Origin of the sequence: Vibrio sp. 10N.222.52.C3 (assembly GCF_041474195.1) — a bacterium.
GTDB classification, from domain to species: Bacteria; Pseudomonadota; Gammaproteobacteria; order Enterobacterales; family Vibrionaceae; genus Vibrio; species Vibrio crassostreae_C.
The window spans coordinates 1-18467 of sequence record NZ_JBFRTQ010000082.1 but is presented as its reverse complement, the minus strand read 5'-3'; the positions used below and the strand labels follow the sequence as shown (position 1 = coordinate 18467).

The 18467-nt window shown below is 45.2% G+C and carries 17 protein-coding genes; 6 read left to right on the top strand and 11 right to left on the bottom strand.

All coding sequences use genetic code 11. The annotated features are described in order from the left end of the window. The first annotated feature begins 489 nt into the window (after window positions 1–489). The gene (gene zur / locus AB4517_RS13550; protein WP_017059941.1) at window positions 490–948 is read left to right on the top strand and encodes a zinc uptake transcriptional repressor Zur; all 459 of its coding nucleotides are present in this window, start codon (window positions 490–492) and stop codon (window positions 946–948) included. Window positions 949–965: 17 nt separating this feature from the next. After that, on the top strand, window positions 966–1427 hold the full coding sequence (locus AB4517_RS13545; RefSeq protein WP_017059940.1) for a chemotaxis protein CheX: 462 nt from the start codon (window positions 966–968) through the stop codon (window positions 1425–1427). Window positions 1428–1580: 153 nt separating this feature from the next. Here the strand turns inward: AB4517_RS13545 and pgi are convergent, their stop codons facing one another. Continuing rightward, complete coding sequence (gene pgi, locus AB4517_RS13540) at window positions 1581–3233, bottom strand: glucose-6-phosphate isomerase (protein ID WP_017065622.1); 1653 nt, start codon at window positions 3231–3233, stop codon at window positions 1581–1583. A gap of 326 nt (window positions 3234–3559) precedes the next feature. On the opposite strand from pgi, the gene AB4517_RS13535 reads away from it, so the two are divergent. Then, entirely contained in the window at window positions 3560–3979 is a 420-nt protein-coding gene (locus AB4517_RS13535) for a secondary thiamine-phosphate synthase enzyme YjbQ (RefSeq protein ID WP_017059938.1), read from the top strand. Window positions 3980–4097: 118 nt separating this feature from the next. Here the strand turns inward: AB4517_RS13535 and AB4517_RS13530 are convergent, their stop codons facing one another. Genes AB4517_RS13530 through AB4517_RS13520 form a run of 3 tightly spaced genes read right to left on the bottom strand, consistent with a single transcriptional unit; the run spans window position 4098 to window position 7810 of the window. Further along, window positions 4098–5303 (bottom strand): BamA/TamA family outer membrane protein, encoded by a 1206-nt coding sequence (locus AB4517_RS13530; protein WP_017063184.1) that lies wholly within the window; start codon window positions 5301–5303, stop codon window positions 4098–4100. Between the two features lie 23 nt (window positions 5304–5326). Next, window positions 5327–6412, bottom strand: a complete 1086-nt coding sequence (gene alr / locus AB4517_RS13525) for an alanine racemase (protein WP_017065624.1) — start codon at window positions 6410–6412, stop codon at window positions 5327–5329. A 6-nt stretch (window positions 6413–6418) separates the two neighbouring features. Further along, window positions 6419–7810: a replicative DNA helicase gene (locus tag AB4517_RS13520; protein ID WP_016767560.1), complete on the bottom strand. Its 1392-nt coding sequence runs from the start codon at window positions 7808–7810 to the stop codon at window positions 6419–6421. A 176-nt stretch (window positions 7811–7986) separates the two neighbouring features. Between AB4517_RS13520 and AB4517_RS13515 the strand changes: the two genes are divergently transcribed. Beyond that, window positions 7987–8871 carry a DUF481 domain-containing protein gene (locus AB4517_RS13515; RefSeq protein ID WP_372148483.1) on the top strand — a complete coding sequence of 295 codons (885 nt, stop codon included), beginning with the start codon at window positions 7987–7989 and terminating at the stop codon, window positions 8869–8871. 162 nt (window positions 8872–9033) lie between these two features. Here the strand turns inward: AB4517_RS13515 and rplI are convergent, their stop codons facing one another. The 5 genes from rplI to rnr form a co-directional block, all read right to left on the bottom strand. After that, window positions 9034–9486: a 50S ribosomal protein L9 gene (rplI, locus tag AB4517_RS13510; protein ID WP_010434182.1), complete on the bottom strand. Its 453-nt coding sequence runs from the start codon at window positions 9484–9486 to the stop codon at window positions 9034–9036. A 38-nt stretch (window positions 9487–9524) separates the two neighbouring features. Beyond that, window positions 9525–9752, bottom strand: coding sequence for a 30S ribosomal protein S18 (gene rpsR, locus AB4517_RS13505; protein ID WP_000090472.1), 228 nt, complete (start codon window positions 9750–9752; stop codon window positions 9525–9527). 112 nt (window positions 9753–9864) lie between these two features. After that, entirely contained in the window at window positions 9865–10254 is a 390-nt protein-coding gene (gene rpsF / locus AB4517_RS13500) for a 30S ribosomal protein S6 (RefSeq protein ID WP_004741278.1), read from the bottom strand. A 277-nt stretch (window positions 10255–10531) separates the two neighbouring features. Next, complete coding sequence (rlmB, locus tag AB4517_RS13495; RefSeq protein ID WP_017063180.1) at window positions 10532–11272, bottom strand: 23S rRNA (guanosine(2251)-2'-O)-methyltransferase RlmB; 741 nt, start codon at window positions 11270–11272, stop codon at window positions 10532–10534. Between the two features lie 177 nt (window positions 11273–11449). After that, window positions 11450–13951, bottom strand: coding sequence for a ribonuclease R (rnr, locus tag AB4517_RS13490; RefSeq protein WP_017063179.1), 2502 nt, complete (start codon window positions 13949–13951; stop codon window positions 11450–11452). Between the two features lie 247 nt (window positions 13952–14198). Between rnr and AB4517_RS13485 the strand changes: the two genes are divergently transcribed. Beyond that, a complete protein-coding gene (locus AB4517_RS13485) occupies window positions 14199–15608 on the top strand; it encodes an amidohydrolase (RefSeq protein ID WP_372148482.1) in 1410 nt (469 codons plus the stop codon). Between the two features lie 143 nt (window positions 15609–15751). Here AB4517_RS13485 and motX read toward each other — a convergent pair whose 3' ends face one another. Together motX and AB4517_RS13475 are read right to left on the bottom strand one after the other, a co-directional pair. Further along, window positions 15752–16387, bottom strand: a complete 636-nt coding sequence (gene motX, locus AB4517_RS13480; protein WP_372148481.1) for a flagellar protein MotX — start codon at window positions 16385–16387, stop codon at window positions 15752–15754. Window positions 16388–16686: 299 nt separating this feature from the next. After that, the gene (locus AB4517_RS13475) at window positions 16687–18003 is read right to left on the bottom strand and encodes an adenylosuccinate synthase (RefSeq protein WP_010434108.1); all 1317 of its coding nucleotides are present in this window, start codon (window positions 18001–18003) and stop codon (window positions 16687–16689) included. Window positions 18004–18175: 172 nt separating this feature from the next. On the opposite strand from AB4517_RS13475, the gene AB4517_RS13470 reads away from it, so the two are divergent. Beyond that, the gene (locus AB4517_RS13470; RefSeq protein ID WP_010434105.1) at window positions 18176–18364 is read left to right on the top strand and encodes a DUF2065 domain-containing protein; all 189 of its coding nucleotides are present in this window, start codon (window positions 18176–18178) and stop codon (window positions 18362–18364) included. The last annotated feature ends 103 nt before the right edge of the window (window positions 18365–18467 follow it).

Genomic DNA, 18467 nt, shown 5'->3' with positions numbered 1-18467 from the left:
CGTTCAGCGCTACATCCATGACAATGCATACCAGAAAATTCCCTTATAAAGCAATAATATAAACCGATAAAATCTAACACAACTTGAACTTAAATGGGACAGCAATAATATTCAGTTACATTATCAACAGGTGAACTTCAAAGCTCACAAGCCATTTAGCTCAGGAGAACAGAAACGCTTTTACTCTTTATTCCCTACAACAAAACGCTCGAAGGCCCCAACAAGGCTTTGTTTATCGCTATGCGCGGTTAGTGTTCTAACAACGTGCTCTATCAACGTTACCTCACACTTTCTGCTTAAACCCATTCACTCAAACTCTAATTGATAGTTATCTATTTAGTTATGCCTTGAGTCACACTGTCATTTTGAGTTACCTTGTCTTATTCAAAGTCGTGGGTCACAATACGCCCAGTACTGACTTTAATAGAATCAACGGTTCCCAAGACCAAGTCTCTAAGACATAGCGTTTGAATAGGGATATCCGATTGAATGGTGAAAAATTTGGATCACACATTAATAGAGCAAGTTGAAGGCATATGCGCATCGCGAGGCGTGAGACTCACCCCGCAGAGAAAGCGTGTGTTTGAACTCATCCTCTCTAACAAAAAAGCCTCCAGTGCTTATGAATTGTTAGAGCAACTCAAGGTCAGTGAACCGCAAGCCAAGCCACCTACAGTATATCGCGCTTTGGATTTCTTGTTGGAGCAAGGTTTCATTCACAGAGTTGAGTCAACCAATAGCTTCATATGCTGCTGCTCTTGCAATGCCAACAAACATTTCTCCCAACTACTGATCTGCGATAAATGTGGCACTGTGATAGAACTGCAGGACGATGCGCTTGTCACCCTACTCGCCAGTAACGCTGAGAAGCATGGCTTTCAATTGACGAATCATGTCATTGAATCGCATGGCATTTGCCAATCTTGCTCCTCCGAGATGAAAGAATAAGATTATAGAAGAACATTATGCGCGCTGAATTTGTAAACCCGTTTTTAGCTTCTTTGATGAACGTATTAAAAACGATGGCTTCTCTAGAATTGAAGCCACAAAAACCGAGAGTTAAGAAAGATGAAATCGCTCGTGGTGATGTATCCGGCCTAATTGGCATGGTGGGTACACAATCTCGTGGCTCTATGTCGATCACCTTTGATGAAGGTCTCGCTCTCGAAATCATGGAAAACATGCTCGGTGAACGACCAAACGGCCTCAACGAAGAAGTGACCGATATGGTGGGTGAAATCACTAACATGGTGACTGGCGGTGCAAAACGTATTCTTGCAGAAAGCGGCTTTGACTTCGATATGGCAACGCCAATCGTGGTTTCAGGTAAAGGCCACACGATTCGTCACAAGTGTGATGGGGCAATCATCATCATGCCTTTCTCATCTCAATGGGGTAATGCTTTCATCGAGATCTGTTTCGAATAACAGCTGTTTATTTCTAGCAGTACTGAGTATCAACTCAAAGAAGGTTGGCATCATGCCAGCCTTTTTTATTACCTGCGATTTAACCAATGCTTGCTATACAGATACAAAAGCGCCAACCCGAAGGTTGGCGTTTTTTTGGTGCTATCAACTCAATTAAGCTTTAAGCGCTTTAAATGCGTTGATTAGACCGTTCGTTGAGCTGTCGTGAGACGTTACTTGAGCATCGTCAGCAAGCTCAGGAAGAATTTGGTTTGCTAGTTGCTTACCAAGTTCTACACCCCACTGGTCGAAGCTGAAGATGTTCCAGATAACGCCTTGAACGAAGATCTTGTGCTCGTACATCGCGATTAGGTTACCTAAAGAGCGAGGGTTGATTTGCTTAACAAGAATAGAGTTCGTTGGACGGTTACCTTCAAATACTTTGAAAGGTACAAGCTCAGCCACTTCTTCAGCTGTTTTGCCAGCCGCTAGGAATTCAGCTTCCACTGTCTCTTTTGTCTTACCGAATGCTAGTGCTTCAGTTTGAGCAAAGAAATTAGACATCAACTTCTGGTGGTGATCAGATGCTGGGTTGTGGCTGATAGCAGGAGCAATGAAGTCTGATGGGATCAGCTTAGTGCCTTGGTGAATCAGTTGGTAGAAAGCATGCTGACCGTTTGTACCAGGTTCGCCCCAGATGATAGGACCTGTTTGGTACTCTACCGGGTTGCCTTCACGGTCTACAAACTTACCGTTTGATTCCATGTTGCCTTGCTGGAAGTAAGCTGCAAAACGGTGCATGTACTGGTCGTAAGGTAGAATTGCTTCTGACTCAGCGCCGTGGAAGTTGTTATACCAAATACCGATAAGCGCAAGGATTACTGGAATGTTGCTTTCAAACTCAGTTGAAGCAAAGTGGTTATCCATCTCGTGAGCACCTTCTAGTAGCTCAACGAAGTTATCGAAGCCAACAGATAGTGAGATAGAAAGACCGATTGCAGACCATAGTGAGTAACGACCACCAACCCAGTCCCAGAATTCGAACATGTTGTCAGTATCAATACCAAACTCAGCGACCGCAGTTGCGTTAGTTGATAGTGCTGCGAAGTGTTTAGCTACGTGTGCGTTGTCACCCGCTTCAGCCAAGAACCAATCACGTGCAGAGTGCGCGTTAGTCATTGTTTCTTGAGTCGTGAATGTTTTAGATGCCACTAAGAATAGCGTTGTTTCTGGGTTAAGAGGCTTAAGTGTCTCAACGATGTGAGTGCCATCTACGTTAGAAACGAAGTGCATGTTTAGGCGAGTTTTGTATGGCGTTAGTGCTTCAGTCACCATGTATGGACCAAGATCCGAACCGCCGATACCGATGTTTACAACATCAGTGATCTCTTTACCTGTGTAACCTTTCCACTCACCAGAAACGATGCGGTGTGTGAACAGTTCCATTTTTGCTAGTACAGCGTTAACTGCTGGCATTACGTCTTTGCCGTCAACCATTACTGGCTTGTCGCTACGGTTACGTAGAGCAGTGTGAAGTACTGAACGACCTTCAGTCTTGTTGATTGCATCACCACCGAACATTGCTTCGATTGCAGACTTAACTTCAGTCTCGTTCGCAAGAGCAAATAGGTGCTGCATAGTTTCAGCATCGATAAGGTTCTTAGAGTAATCCACTAAGATGTCAGAACCGAAACGAGTAGAAAAGCTCTCGAAACGCTTTGCATCTTGAGCAAACAGCTCTTTCATATCCATATCTTGAGCAGACTCAAAATGTGCCGTTAGAGCTTTCCACGCTTGTGTTTGCGTTGGGTTGATATTTTTCAACATGGTATCTATCCCGATGTTACTGTAGGTTTTATTCTAAACGTCACCTGGGTGATGAATAGAACCCCCGATTAGGCGAAAGTTTATATTTTTCTGTGATGACCAAACCGCGTCACCACTGAAAGATTCTTTGTAATTTTTTTTCACGACGTATTATGCCGCATATGAAGAGCTGTACCTTGAGATAAATCAGGATTAGATTTCCTGACAGAAGAATCGGTACAGACTCTAGCTCTAACATAATTAAGTGTGAGCGATACCTGATAAATTCAAGTTCAAAAGATAGCGTTAAACCACTTTTTTTCCAAACACATTATAAAGGATGGCGTATGTGGATTCAGAAGACTATACACCTAAATGCACGAAAGCGTGGATTTCATCTCATTACTGATGAAATTGAACAACAGATACACGATATCAATTCTCTATCTGTTGGTTTATTACATCTTTTTATCCAACATACCTCTGCCAGCCTCACGCTAAACGAGAACGCTGATCCTACCGTCCGTACCGATATGGAGTCGCACTTTAATAAGTTTGTCCCAGAGCGAGCGCCCTACTACAGACACACCTATGAAGGTGATGATGACATGCCTGCCCACATTAAAGCATCGACACTTGGCACCAGTGTGACAATACCAATTAGCAATGGTCGTTTAGCTTTAGGAACATGGCAGGGTATTTACTTAGGAGAGCACCGAGATTGTGGTGGAAGCCGAACTGTGATTGCTACGATGCAAGGTGAGTAGACTGCTTGAAAACAAGATCTCCTTAATAAAAACAATATCTTGTTAATAAAAAAAGAGTGGTGTGTTTCCACGACCACTCTTATAAAAATAGTATTTGGCCTACTGTAGGCCGAAAGGTTTAGAAGGGCTGGTTTATCATAACCCTAAAGGTCCCTTCATCACCACCTCGCGCCAACTCAGCACGTACAACAATACCTTCCACTTGGAAACGCACCGCGCCACCTAAGCTCCATTTCATGTCCGAGTGCAGTGTTTTGATGTCGTACTCATCGGCAACGCGCCCTAATTCAGCAAACGCTACCCATTGCCACCAAGGCAAATCGTAGTAGTTTATCAGTGGGATATCGCCAAGTGGTTGCCAGTCAGGAAGTACTCGGTACTCAGCAGAATAATGAACTGCAGAGCGACCGTGATAACGACCTCCGGTATAACCTCGTAAACGATACAAGCCACCCAATCGAGCTTGCTCCGTTTCTGGTGGGCGAGCACAATCTTGCCCAGAGCAGTTATCCCACGTTGGCGTGTCAGCGGTATAGAAATCAAATGCTAAAACTTGTTGATCGAATAAGTCCCCTAAAGGACCTAAAGCAAAGTACTGGCTATTTTGGAAGGTCCACTTAAGCCACAAGTCATCGTTAGACCAACTCTCTGCGCCAGTGGTGAACTCAAGGTTAGTGTGAGAACCTCTGGTCGGGTTGCGTGTGCTATCACGGTTATCCCAATCAAACGCCAAACTAAAGCCTGTTGCCTCCTCGGTATTATTTAAACCTTCCAACTCGCGAGCAGTATAAAAAGGCGTAAATAGAATCGAACTGACACCCGATTCGATTGGCGAAGCAAAGCTCACATCTTTGATTGGCTGAAAAGCACCGAGTAAACCGTGTTCTGCAACGTTGCCCCAAGGTAGCAAATACTTAAACTCAAACTGATAGTTTTGCTCTAAGCCATCAGCAATGGTTTTGTCATCGATAGATGAATCATTATCGCCTTGAGAACCAATGTAATACGGGTTGTCGTTGAAGCGCGCTTGATACATCTGAGTGCTAAACAATACGTTCTCAGACAAGGCATAGTTAAAAGCCGATAGAAAACCGACGTAACTGTCTTTGTCTGAATAGAGTGCCATACCAAACAGAGCGGCTTGAGGTTGCCAAACACCCTTTGCGACACCCGCAACCCCAAAGGTGTTACCCATGGTTTCGGTGCTGAAGTAGAAAGGAACAAAGGCTGAATCTTTTTCTTCACTCACAGCGGAAGAAGAAAAGCTGACACCGAGTAATGTCATTGCAGACATTAGCCAGCTTCGAGTCGTTCGCTTGAACATAATTTACTTATCAAGATCCATGATTACTTCACATATTCCATCGCAACACGCGAAGTCAGCTTAGTGACTAACTCGTAAGCGATAGTGCCGATATGTTCAGCCACTTCTTCTGAAGGTAAATCTTTACCCCACAGAGTCGCTTCATCGCCGACTTTATCTGCCGCATCAGGGCCTAGATCAACCGTTAGCATGTCCATTGATACACGTCCTGCGATCGGTACTTTTCGACCGTTAACGAACACTGGAGTGCCGTTAGGTGCAGTACGAGGATAACCATCACCATAACCAATCGCGATAACACCAACCTTGGTATCACGTTCACTGGTCCAGTTTCCGCCATAACCCACACTTTCACCGGCTTTCACATCGCGAACGGCAATTAGGTGTGAGGTCAGGGTCATCACAGGCAAAAATCCAAGCTCTTGCGCTGATTTATCAACAAACGGAGAGACACCGTAAGATATGATTCCCGGACGAACCCAATCAAGGTGGCTGTCTGGCCAAGCGAGTAAACCCGCAGAGGCAGCAAGTGAACGCTCCCCTTCACAACCTTCAGTAAGCGACAAGAAAAGCTCTGTCTGTTCAACGGTGGTTGCTCTATCCAGTTCATCAGCACAACCGAAGTGGCTCATGTAACGTAGAGGTTTGGCAACATTCGCACATTGATGCAAACGCTCAACAAAGTTTTGGTATTGCTCAGGGCGAACACCTAATCGGTGCATACCACTGTCGACTTTTAGCCATACCACAACGGGTGTTTCCAAATCCGCATTCTCTAGCGCGCTTAATTGCTCTTCACAATGCACCACCGTTTGAATGTTATTGGTCACCAAGATTGGCAAATCGCCCGAAGAGTAAAATCCTTCCAGCAACAAAATAGGTTTAACAATGCCACCAGCACGAAGTTGTAACGCTTCTTCAATACGCGCCACACCAAAAGCATCAGAGCTTTTTGAATGCTTGGCTATATGCAGTAAGCCGTGTCCGTAGCCATTGGCTTTCACAACAGACATGACCTTGCACTGAGGAGCCTTCGACTTTATCTGGTTCAGGTTATGTTCGAGCGCGTTTAAGTCAATGCTCGCCGTCGCCGCTTTCATGTAAGTCATTAGCGATTACTCATCATCAAATGCAGGGCCTGCATAGTTATCAAATCGGGAGTGTTGGCCTTGGAACGTAAGACGAACAGAACCGATCGGACCGTTACGTTGCTTACCAAGGATGATCTCAGCAATGCCTTTCAAGGAACTATCTGGGTTATAAACCTCATCACGATAGATGAACATGATCAAATCGGCATCTTGCTCAATCGAACCTGATTCACGCAAATCCGAGTTTACTGGGCGCTTATCAGCACGTTGCTCTAGGGAACGGTTAAGCTGAGAAAGTGCCACAACCGGAACGTTGAGCTCTTTTGCTAACGCTTTCAATGAGCGAGAAATCTCGGCGATTTCAAGAGTACGGTTATCAGATAACGAAGGTACACGCATTAATTGAAGGTAATCTATCATGATCATAGAGATACCATCGTGTTCACGAGCGATACGTCGAGCACGAGAACGCACTTCTGTTGGCGTTAGACCCGAGCTGTCATCGATATACATATTCTTCTTATCCATAAGAATACCCATACTCGACGAGATACGAGCCCAATCTTCATCATCTAGCTGACCAGTACGAATCTTGGTTTGGTCTACGCGAGAAAGTGACGCAAGCATACGCATCATCAGCTGTTCGGCTGGCATCTCTAGCGAGAAGATTAAAACCGGTTTGTCTTGCTTCATCGCCGCGTTTTCACACAAGTTCATCGCAAATGTGGTTTTACCCATCGATGGACGAGCAGCAACAATAATTAAGTCAGAGCCTTGTAGACCTGCTGTTTTCTTGTTGAGGTCGTTGAAGCCAGTATCGACACCTGTCACACCATCTTGCGGAGTTTTGTACAGGATTTCGATACGCTCTAGCGTCTTCTCAAGAATGCTATCAACGTTTTGTGGACCTTCGTTTTCACTTGCACGGCCTTCTGCAATCGCGAAGACTTTACTTTCAGCCAGATCAACAAGTTCTTCCGATGTACGACCTTGAGGATCATAACCAGAATCAGCAATCTCATTCGCGACACCAATCAGGCTACGAACAAGTGCACGTTGCGCTACGATATCTGCATACGCATTGATGTTTGCGGCACTTGGTGTGTTCTTCGCTAGGTCAGCTAGGTAAGCAAAGCCACCCACTTCTTCAAGTTGCTCACGCAGCTCTAAATGTTCAGAGAGTGTAATAAGATCCAGAGGAGAACTTTCTTCAAGGATATCCTTTACCGCTTCAAAGATCAGACGGTGAGGACGGCTATAAAAGTCTTTGGCCACAACCTTTTCGGCAACTGTATCCCAGCGTTCGTTATCTAATAACAAACCGCCAATAACAGATTGCTCAGCTTCTAATGAATGTGGCGGGACCTTGATGGCGTCCACCTGATCGTTGGCTGATTTCTGACTTTTGGTATCCACTATGACTACACTCAATAACTAATAATGATCGTTCATTATACCCAAGAACATCCGTTTGTAATCCGATCCTATGAGTTTGTTTTATTCTTCAGGAAGAATTTACCTATTGCTGACGGAATTAACCAAGGGTAGCATTACGATCCTGCCATTCACTCACTGTATAACTAGAGGTATGCGTGTCCAAATTATTGGCTCTGAGCACTGGTCTTCTAAGCATCGGTCTCCTGAGCGCTCCGTTGGCCTTAGCTGATGATGCTAAAGCCTCTGTTGATTCTATTCTCGACTCTATAGTAGTACCAGAAACTACAGCTGAGCCGATCGTCGTTGCACCGACACCTGAAGAAAAAGAGTTGGATATCGCACCAAGTGATACGGCTGATACAGAGCTGCCTAACCCACTAAAGACTGAGGTCGAATTTGGATATCAGTCGCATACTGGTAACTCTGATTCACGAGCGCTTAACGCACGCCTTAACGGTGAGTACACGGCTGGCCGTCATAGAACCAGTGGTGAATGGAAATACTACAACCTCTACAAAGATGGCGAAGAAGATAAAAGGCAATCAACTTACTCAGCTCAGAGTGACTACAAGTTAAGCCCTAAAACCTACCTTTACGGCAGCTTTAAAGGAGTCGACTCGCGATACAGTGCTTACTTCAAGGACTACACAATTTCGAGTGGTCTGGGTTACCAGTTTTCGAATACCGAAGAGTTTGTGTTGGAAGTCGAAGTGGGACCAGGTTTTCGTTACCAAGAACCGAACCTTGATGAGATTGATGATGATGACATCATCTTCCCAGAGATTGTTGAAGAGGCAATTTTCCGTGGCAACGTGAATACGTCATGGCAGGTGTTGAAGAATTTGCAGCTCAAGGCAGACGTGACGCTTGTCTCTGGTCACAGTAACCTAAAGTTTGATACTGAGTTAGAAGCCATCAACGATATTACTGACAATATCGCGCTGAAGATCGCTCACTCTCGCCAGTACCACGATAAAGTGCCTGAAGGCTTAAGCAAACAAGACTCTGTGCTGTCGATTAACCTACTCTTTCAATTCTAATTCCATAGCTGGTTGTTCAGCCATCAGAGCTTTTGGATCATAGTAGGCTTTTAACCTAATGTAACCCTCTCTTACCTTTTCCTATATTCCAGACATAAAAAAACACCAGCCGAAGCTGGTGTTTAAAACTTTCAAAAGAAAGAATTCGTCTTGGTACTGAAATTACTCAGCTGCAACGATAGCGATTTTCGCAGTAGCAAAAACTTCAGAGTGAAGTTGGATGCTTACTTCGAATTCGCCGATGTTACGTAGAGCGCCTTCAGGTAGGCGTACTTCGCTCTTAGCTACTGCAACACCTGCCGCTGTAATAGCGTCAGCGATGTCACGAGTACCGATAGAACCGAATAGTTTACCTTCGTCACCAGCTTTAGAAGCGATTGTAACGCCTTCTAGAGTGTTAACGCTCTCTGCACGAGCTTCAGCAGCAGCTAGTTGCTCAGCAACTTTAGCTTCTAGTTCAGCACGACGAGTTTCGAACATAGCAACGTTGTCTTTAGTTGCCATAACTGCTTTACCCTGTGGGATAAGGAAGTTACGAGCGTAACCAGATTTAACGTTTACTTGGTCGCCAAGGCCACCTAGGTTACCGATCTTATCAAGTAGAATAACTTGCATTATCTTAGTCCTCTTAAACTATTATTAACTATTACCGATTACTGATGCTTGTCAGTGTACGGTAGTAGAGCTAGGTAACGAGAACGCTTGATAGCGCGAGCTAGTTGACGCTGGTACTTAGCGCTTGTACCAGTGATACGGCTAGGTACGATTTTACCAGCTTCAGTGATGTAGTTTTTAAGAGTTGCTACGTCTTTGTAGTCAATCTCTTGTACGCCTTCTGCAGTGAAACGGCAGAATTTACGACGACGGAAGAAACGAGCCATGGGCTATCTCCTGATCTTAAATTTAGTAAAGCGGTCTTTCACAATTATCGAAATAACTATCAATGACCTAAAACAAGTTGAGAATTTTTTAAGGCGTTAAGCCAAAAAAGAATTACTCAGCAGCTGCTTCTGGTTTAGCTTCTGTACGCTCTTCGCGACGAGGAGCACGCTCTGCACGCTCTTCTTTTTGCTTAAGCATAATAGATTGCTCAGTCACAGCGCCTTTAGTGCGCATGATCATGTTACGTAGAACTGCATCGTTGAAACGGAAAGCAGTTTCTAGCTCGTCAATCACTTCTTGACCAGCTTCAACGTTCATAAGAACGTAGTGAGCTTTGTGAAGCTTGTTGATTGGGTAAGCCATTTGACGACGACCCCAGTCTTCTAGACGGTGGATAGTACCGCCAGCTTCAGTGATAGAACCAGTGTAACGCTCGATCATGCCAGCAACTTGCTCGCTTTGATCAGGGTGAACCATGAATACGATTTCGTAATGACGCATTTGGTTGCTCCTTACGGATTATTAGCTTCCACGAGTGGCCCGGTCGTCCAGAGGAAGCAAGGAACTAAAGATAAATGACCGAGTTTTAAGGACGGCAAATGTTATAGAAAGAACCCGGTATTGGCAAGCGCTATTTGGTGAATAATGAAACAGTTTTTCTGTCGCCATCTAGCCATCCGACAAACCGATGGATTTTGCTATAACAGCCTAAAAAGAAACGCCCACCAGCAAGTGGTGAGCGCTAATAAATTCATAGACTTAAAGCAGCGTTAACGCATTACTGAGCTAAACGCTGTCTTACCGCTTCGAACAGGCAAATACCCGACGCCACAGAAACATTTAAGCTCGATACGCTACCTGCCATTGGAATCTTAATCAGATCATCGCAAGTTTCACGAGTTAAACGACGCATACCGTCACCTTCTGCACCCATAACTACCGCAAGAGGACCCGTTAGCTTCGCTTGATAGATATCATGCGTTGCTTCACCTGCCGTACCCACAAACCATACGCCCTGCTCTTGCAGTGCACGCATTGTGCGAGCTAGGTTGGTTACGCGCACGAGAGGAACCGTTTCAGCTGCGCCACATGCAACCTTGCTTACCGTTGCTGTTAACGGCGAAGAGCGATCTTTAGGTACGATAACAGCAGCGACACCTGCGGCATCCGCGTTACGTAGACAAGCGCCTAGGTTATGAGGGTCTGTTACGCCGTCTAGAACTAACAGCAAAGGCTGTTCGTGCTGCGCTAGGATATCGTCTAGGTGAGTTTCATTAAGCTGCTTAGCAGGCTTCACCTTAGCAATAAGACCTTGGTGATTCGCACCTTGTGCTTTTTCATCCAACGGCTTACGACCCATCTGTTGAATCGACACACCAAACTGTTGCAGTTGGTTCAGTAATGGAAGAAGACGCTCGTCTTGGCGACCTTTCAATACATACGCTTCGATAAAACGTGCAGGATCTTTTTCTAGTACGGCTTTCACCGCGTGAATACCGTAAATAAATTCGTTACTCATTGTCTCAAGTTACTCTTATTGCTCAGAGAAGAATGACATCAATGCCGATGCATCCCTCTCTGTGTTGTTCATTTCGAGAGTAGCGTCTTACGCCTGATACTCTCGCATTAAATTAAATCAGTTAGGCGCTAAACCTGATTAGCAGAGCGCCTTATTTAGCCTTAAGATCTATCAGTCTTAAGAGTTATCAGCCTTTGGCTTACGGCTTGCAGCACGCTTTTTCTTAGCGCGAGCTTTAGCAGCACCGGTTTTATTCGCTGGCTTTTTCTTCTTAGCAGGGCCTTCGCTGCTTCCGTCAGGTCGCTTAGTTGGCTCAACCATAGGCTTCGCTGATACACCTGGCTTATTACTCTTCACTGCTGAGCGCTTCTTGCTTTTCGCCTTTTTCATCGCTTCTGCTGCACGCTTCTTGGCTGTTTTGCCTTTGCCACGCGGCTGACGATCAGTGTCTTCTAAGTCAAAGTCGATTTGGCGAGTTTCTAAATTAACCGCAGAAACCTTCACTTTAACCGAATCACCCAAGCGGTAGATATTACCTGAGCTTTCACCCACTAGACGCTGACCAACAGCATCAAATTGGTAGTAATCATTCGCTAGCGCTGAGATGTGTACCAAGCCATCAATGTGCAGTTCAGTTAGACGAACAAAGAAGCCAAAACCAGTCACGTTGGCAATCACACCATCCATCACCTCACCGACATGGTCTTGCATGTATTCACACTTCAACCAATCGTTTACTTCACGCGTTGCGTCATCAGCACGACGTTCAGTCATTGAACACTGCTCGCCGTAGAAGTCCATATCATCGAAAGTGTAGTGATAACCACCAGTTGGCGTCCAACGTTCGCTGTTACGACCTTCTTCTTTCGCAATAAGGTACTTAATCGCACGGTGCAATAGCAAATCTGGGTAACGACGAATTGGCGAGGTAAAGTGAGCATAGCGTTTAAGAGCTAAACCAAAGTGACCCGCGTTATCCGCGTTGTATACCGCTTGCTTCATTGAGCGTAGCAGCATAGTTTGGATTAATTCACGATCTTCACGTTCATTAATCTGTTGCATCAGTTGTGCATAGTCTACTGGTGATGGCGACAGACCACCTTCCAGTGTTAAACCTAATTCACTTAAAAAGCTCTTGAAGCCCATTAAGCGCTCTTCGCCCGGAGTTTCGTGAACACGGTACAGCGCAGGCTCTTTCGCTTTTTCTACGTAAGATGCCGATGCGATATTCGCAAGAATCATACATTCTTCGATGATCTTGTGTGCATCGTTACGAATTACTGGCTCAATACGGTCAATCTTACGATCCGCATTGAAGATAAACTTAGTTTCTACCGTTTCAAATTCAATCGCACCACGTTCGTCACGCGTTTTCTTAAGCACCTTATACATCTTATGAAGCTCTTCAAGATGTGGTACTTCAGGTTCGTAACGCTCACGTAATTCTTCATTGCCATCTAAGATCGCGCCTACTTTGTTATAAGTAAGACGAGCATGAGAATTCATTACCGCTTCGTAGTGCTTGTAGCCTGACAGTTTACCTTTGTCTGAGATAGTCATCTCACACACCATACATAAACGGTCTACCTGAGGGTTCAATGAACACAAACCATTTGAAAGCACTTCTGGCAGCATTGGCACGACTTGTGACGGGAAGTATACCGAGTTACCACGGTTAATCGCTTCTTTGTCTAGCGCTGTATCTGGGCGAACGTAGTAACTTACGTCAGCAATCGCTACCCATAGACGCCAGCCGCCGCCTTTCTTCGCTTCACAGTAAACCGCATCATCGAAGTCACGCGCATCTTCACCATCAATGGTAACCAATGGCAGTTTACGCAGGTCTACACGTCCTTCTTTTGCTTCTTCAGGAACATGCTCACCTAGGTTTTCGATTTGCTTATCTACCGCTTCAGGCCACTCTTGTGGGATCTGGTGAGTACGGATCGCAATCTGCGTTTCCATACCCGGCGCCATGTTTTCACCAAGAACTTCGGTTACTTTCCCCATCATGTTACGAGAACGACCACCGCGATCCGTAATTTCAATCACAACCACATTACCCATTCGAGCACCGCCTTTATGCTCAGTAGGGATCTGGATGTCGTGACTAATACGCGAATCATCAGCAACAACGTAAGAATGGCCGTACTCTAGGAAGAAGCGACCAACAAGTGGCGTTTTACGCTCTTCAAGCACACGAACCAAGCGACCTTCACGACGGCCACGCTTACTGTTGTCAGTAGGCTGAACCAATACGTAATCACCGTGCATGATGGTTTTCATCTGATGATGCGGCAGCACGATATCATTGTCTTTACCCACACTGCCGTCTGGGCGAACCCAACCATGACCGTCTTTATGACCAATCACATAGCCTTTGATCAGTTCCATCTTCTCAGGCAATGCGTAGCACTGACGACGAGTAAAGATAAGCTGTCCATCACGCTCCATTGCACGTAAACGACGACGCAGCCCTTCATATTGTTCCTCTCCAGCAAGACCCAAAGCTTCGAATAGATCGTTGCGGTTCATCGGAATATTCGCGTCTGTTAAAAACGAAATAATGAACTCTCGGCTTGGTACTGGGTTATCGTAATTTTTCGACTCTCGGTCGGCAAAAGGATCAACAGTGGTTGTCGCTGTCGTATTTTCTGACGTTGGTGTGTTTTTTGACATAGGCGGGCCTGCTTAAGCAAGGAAGGTATATACCCCTAGTATATCTGATGCTAGGGGTAAGCTACAGATATGCTTTAGAAAACACTCAAATAACCTCAGATTGATACATATCTTCACTTTGTGAAACATCGCTTCATAGACGTGGATTATCATCAAAACTTCAAGCAAACGATAAAACAAACGTTTGCGCCATGAATGAAATACACTATTATCCACGCACTTTACCAACTCCTGTTCTGGGTATGATATGAAACTAAAACGCACTTTATTGGCTTCAGCTATGGCGAGCCTAGCGCTGTTCCCATTCGCAAGTTCGGCAATGGAAAAGGCTGACCTGATGATTACCGATGCGATGGTTCTAACCATGAACCAAGACAAAACGGTTTATGAAAGCGGTACTGTTGTCGTCAAAGACAACAAAATCATTGCGGTTGGAGATGCTTCACTAGAAAAGCAGTACCAAGCTAAGCAAGTGTTAGACGTTGATGGCGATATCGTTATGCCAGGTCTCATCAATACCCATACTCATGTATCAATGACAGTTTTCCGTTCGTTGGCCGATGATGTGCCAGATCGCCTGCACCGTTACATCTTTCCGCTAGAGAAGAAGCTAGTATCGCGAGACATGGTACGCATTGGTGCGAACCTAGGTAACGTTGAAATGGTGAAAGGCGGTGTGACCACTTACGCCGACATGTACTACTTCGAAGATGAAGTCGCAAAAACCGTCGATAAGATCGGTATGCGTGCCATCCTAGGTGAAACGGTGATTAAGTTCCCAGTCGCCGATGCGGCCAACGCCGAAGAAGGCATTAAGTACGCGTTGAACTTCATTGAAGAATACAAAGATCACCCGCGAATCACACCAGCGTTTGCACCGCATGCGCCTTACACCAACACCACAGAGATCCTGCAGAAAATATCTAAGCTCTCCCTAAAGTTAGATGTTCCAGTAATGATTCACCTTGCAGAATCACACCGTGAAGAAGAGAAAATCGCAGAGCGTTCTGATGGATTGTCCCCGGTTCAATACATGGACAGCATTGGCGCACTCAACAAGAACTTGGTGGGTGCACACATGATCCTCGTTGACGAACATGATATCGAACTGGTGAAGAAATCGGATATGGGCGTGGCTCATAACATGAGTGCTAACATCAAGTCAGCAAAAGGTGTATCACCTGCCCTTAAGATGTATGACGAGAACGTGCGTATCGGTTTAGGTACTGATGGCCCAATGTCTGGTAACACACTGAGCACCATTGATGAGTTCAACCAAGTCGCTAAAGTTCACAAGCTAGTTAACAAAGATCGTGCTGCGATGCCGCCGATCAAAGTGATCGACATGGCGACAATGGGTGCAGCAAAAGCGCTGCACATGGAAGATAAGATCGGCTCTCTTGAAGCAGGCAAACTGGCTGACATCATAGTGATCGATACTAAGGCGCCAAATATGGTTCCAGTCTACAACCCATACTCAGCACTGGTGTACTCAGCTAACTCAGGCAATGTTCGTCACTCCATCGTTGATGGCAAGATCATCATGCAAGATCGCGACATGCTAACGGTAGACGAAGATAAGATTCGTCAAGAAGCACTCGATTTCACCAAGGTTGTTCGTGAAACGGTGATTGAGTCTGGTGAGGTGGTTCAATAACGCTACCGAATTAGATAAACGGTTTTCCGTTCAGATCAAAAAAGGCCTCGCTGATGAATCTCAGCGAGGCCTTTTTAATACGAGTTTTTTAGATGATTAACGAGTGCAGTCATTAATCATCATTGCTCATTCAATAATCTGTCTTACCAGAACAAGTCTCGACGCTTTGCTCGAGCAATAATATTGTCTGGCATTCTCTGTTCCAGACCGCTACGAAGCACAGTGATACGTCTGTGTTGTCTTTGGTCTGCGGTTACCGAATTATACAACCAACGGTAAGCATCTTCATAATCCAATGGGCTACCGTAGTCACGTAACAAGAGTTCCGCTAAGTGAATGCTCGCACTTAAGTTACCCATCGAGGCTGCTTCACGTAGATACGGAATCGCACGCTCTTTGTCTTGTTGTACCAAAGTACCACGAGAGTAATAACGACCTAACTGCTCTAATGCAGCGGGTAAACCTTGATGTGCCGCGTTCTCCATATAGTAAAGGCCAAGCTCTACATCTTGTGGAATACACACACCCCAAGCCAACATATCACCGTATAAAAACTCATAAGAAGGCAAGCTAATACGCGTTGCGCGAGCAACGATATCTTCAACTAACTGGCACTTATCAGCTTTCACTCGCTCTAGATGTTGATTATTTTCGATTAAATTAATCAGTTCAGCTTCTGTATATATTGGAACGGGCTCTCCCACATCAGCCAAATTAGCATGACTCAAGGGTGAACTCAGCGCCATTATTAATGAAGCTGCCACAATTCGTAGCTTCATACCTGCACTCTATTATCTGTCGCTAAAGTTATCTATTGAGGAATGCAGAGGATTTCTACACGCACAAAACAGGGTGAACTTCACTTTCCATGATATCTGTATCGGCAATAACCCCGGCGGCTTTAGACAAAACTTGCCGCTAATGGGCAATATTTTGCCTGATGACGCTTAAAAGATCACCATCAAAGAGTGAGCGGTTAAATTGCAGGCATTAAAAAGCCGACTTAATAAAGTCGGCTTTTAGAAAACTATTTCATTATCAAAGCACTGTTCGTGCCTGGTAATCACTCAAGCGGGCATTAAGCGCCGTATGGGTGAACCTTGATGATAGTTTCGTTACGATCTGGGCCAGTTGATACGATATCAATTGGAACGCCAGTTAGGTCTTCGATACGCTTGATGTAATCTAGAGCAGCTTGTGGAAGCGCGTCGATAGATTTAGCACCAAATGTGTTTTCAGACCAACCAGGCATTGTTTCGTAGATTGGCGTCGCTTCTTCGAATGACTCAGCAGCCATTGGAGAAACTTCTAGGATAGAACCATCTTTCATCTTGTAACCAGTACAGATTTTTAGTTCTTCTAGGCCATCTAGAACGTCTAGTTTAGTTAGACACATACCAGATAGAGAGTTGATTTGGATTGCACGACGCATAGCAACAGCATCGAACCAACCAGTACGACGTAGACGACCAGTTGTTGCGCCAAACTCGTGACCAACATCGCCTAGGTGTTTACCAACTGGGTCTTGCTTCTCAAGGCCATCGTATAGCTCAGTAGGGAATGGACCTGAACCAACACGAGTACAGTAAGCCTTAGTAATACCAAGGATGTAACCGATGTGACGAGGACCGAAACCAGAACCTGCAGCAACACCACCAGCAGTCGTGTTAGAAGACGTTACGTATGGGTAAGTACCGTGGTCGATATCTAGTAGCGTACCTTGAGCACCTTCGAACATGATCTTGTCGCCGCGCTTACGTGCTGCGTCTAGTTCGTCAGTTACGTCGATAACCATCGCAGTTAACATATCTGCGTAGCTCATCGCTTGCTCAAGAACTTCTTCGTAGCTTACTGTTTCAGCTTTGTAGAAGTGCTCTAGTTGGAAGTTGTGGAATTCCATCACTTCTTTTAGCTTCTCAGCAAATGCTTCTTTATCGAAAAGGTCGCCAACGCGTAGACCGCGACGAGCAACTTTATCTTCGTAAGCAGGACCGATACCACGACCCGTTGTACCGATAGCTTTAGCGCCACGAGCGATTTCACGCGCGTTGTCGATTGCAATGTGGTACGGAAGAATTAGAGGACAAGCTTCAGAGATGAAAAGACGTTCACGTACTGGAATACCGCGATCTTCAAGAGGCTTCATTTCTTTTAGAAGTGCGTCAGGCGATAATACTACACCGTTACCAATAACACATTTAACGTTATTACGTAGGATGCCTGATGGAATTAAGTGAAGAACGGTTTTTTCACCGTCAATTACAAGTGTGTGACCTGCATTGTGACCGCCTTGGTAGCGAACCACGTATTTTGCATCTTCAGTTAAAAGGTCAACGATTTTACCTTTACCTTCATCACCCCATTGGGTGCCTAGAACGACTACGTTATTTCCCATCTTTCCAATTTCTGTTGCTAATTAAAAATGGATTCTAGCACTGAATCACACTTCTTGCAGTCACTTTTTGTTCATAAACGTTAACGCTGTACAAAAATAAACCAGCCATAACTGGGGGCAGATGTGTAAAGATACTGATATCATTGCTTTTTTACAGACAAAAGGCAGAACCATGTCTCAATCAATTTGGCTCGCTATTGGGCTCGTACTTATTGTGGAAGGGCTCGGCCCCTTGATTGCACCCAATGGCTGGAGAAACATGGTCGCGCAACTGAGCGAGCAACCAGACACGCAACTGCGCCGCATTGGAGGCTGTCTTGTGGTGGCTGGAGCGGTTATCGCTTTCATGACCTACCGCTAGGTTTCTATAAGTAGAACGCTGTTAAGCGCCTTCCCTCGCGCCCCAATAGTGAATCCACAAACATGTCTCCTCCTGAAAGAAGTCATAGAATCGAGTAGGAGGA

What these genes read in the sequence shown, in the direction of transcription:
- zur (WP_017059941.1), top strand. Translation starts at nt 490, where the DNA reads ATGGTGAAAAATTTGGATCACACATTAATAGAGCAAGTTGAAGGCATA.
- AB4517_RS13545 (WP_017059940.1), top strand. Translation starts at nt 966, where the DNA reads ATGCGCGCTGAATTTGTAAACCCGTTTTTAGCTTCTTTGATGAACGTA.
- pgi (WP_017065622.1), bottom strand. Translation starts at nt 3,233, where the DNA reads ATGTTGAAAAATATCAACCCAACGCAAACACAAGCGTGGAAAGCTCTA.
- AB4517_RS13535 (WP_017059938.1), top strand. Translation starts at nt 3,560, where the DNA reads ATGTGGATTCAGAAGACTATACACCTAAATGCACGAAAGCGTGGATTT.
- AB4517_RS13530 (WP_017063184.1), bottom strand. Translation starts at nt 5,303, where the DNA reads ATGTTCAAGCGAACGACTCGAAGCTGGCTAATGTCTGCAATGACATTA.
- alr (WP_017065624.1), bottom strand. Translation starts at nt 6,412, where the DNA reads ATGACTTACATGAAAGCGGCGACGGCGAGCATTGACTTAAACGCGCTC.
- rplI (WP_010434182.1), bottom strand. Translation starts at nt 9,486, where the DNA reads ATGCAAGTTATTCTACTTGATAAGATCGGTAACCTAGGTGGCCTTGGC.
- rpsR (WP_000090472.1), bottom strand. Translation starts at nt 9,752, where the DNA reads ATGGCTCGTTTCTTCCGTCGTCGTAAATTCTGCCGTTTCACTGCAGAA.
- rpsF (WP_004741278.1), bottom strand. Translation starts at nt 10,254, where the DNA reads ATGCGTCATTACGAAATCGTATTCATGGTTCACCCTGATCAAAGCGAG.
- rlmB (WP_017063180.1), bottom strand. Translation starts at nt 11,272, where the DNA reads ATGAGTAACGAATTTATTTACGGTATTCACGCGGTGAAAGCCGTACTA.
- rnr (WP_017063179.1), bottom strand. Translation starts at nt 13,951, where the DNA reads ATGTCAAAAAACACACCAACGTCAGAAAATACGACAGCGACAACCACT.
- AB4517_RS13485 (WP_372148482.1), top strand. Translation starts at nt 14,199, where the DNA reads ATGAAACTAAAACGCACTTTATTGGCTTCAGCTATGGCGAGCCTAGCG.
- motX (WP_372148481.1), bottom strand. Translation starts at nt 16,387, where the DNA reads ATGAAGCTACGAATTGTGGCAGCTTCATTAATAATGGCGCTGAGTTCA.
- AB4517_RS13475 (WP_010434108.1), bottom strand. Translation starts at nt 18,003, where the DNA reads ATGGGAAATAACGTAGTCGTTCTAGGCACCCAATGGGGTGATGAAGGT.
- AB4517_RS13470 (WP_010434105.1), top strand. Translation starts at nt 18,176, where the DNA reads ATGTCTCAATCAATTTGGCTCGCTATTGGGCTCGTACTTATTGTGGAA.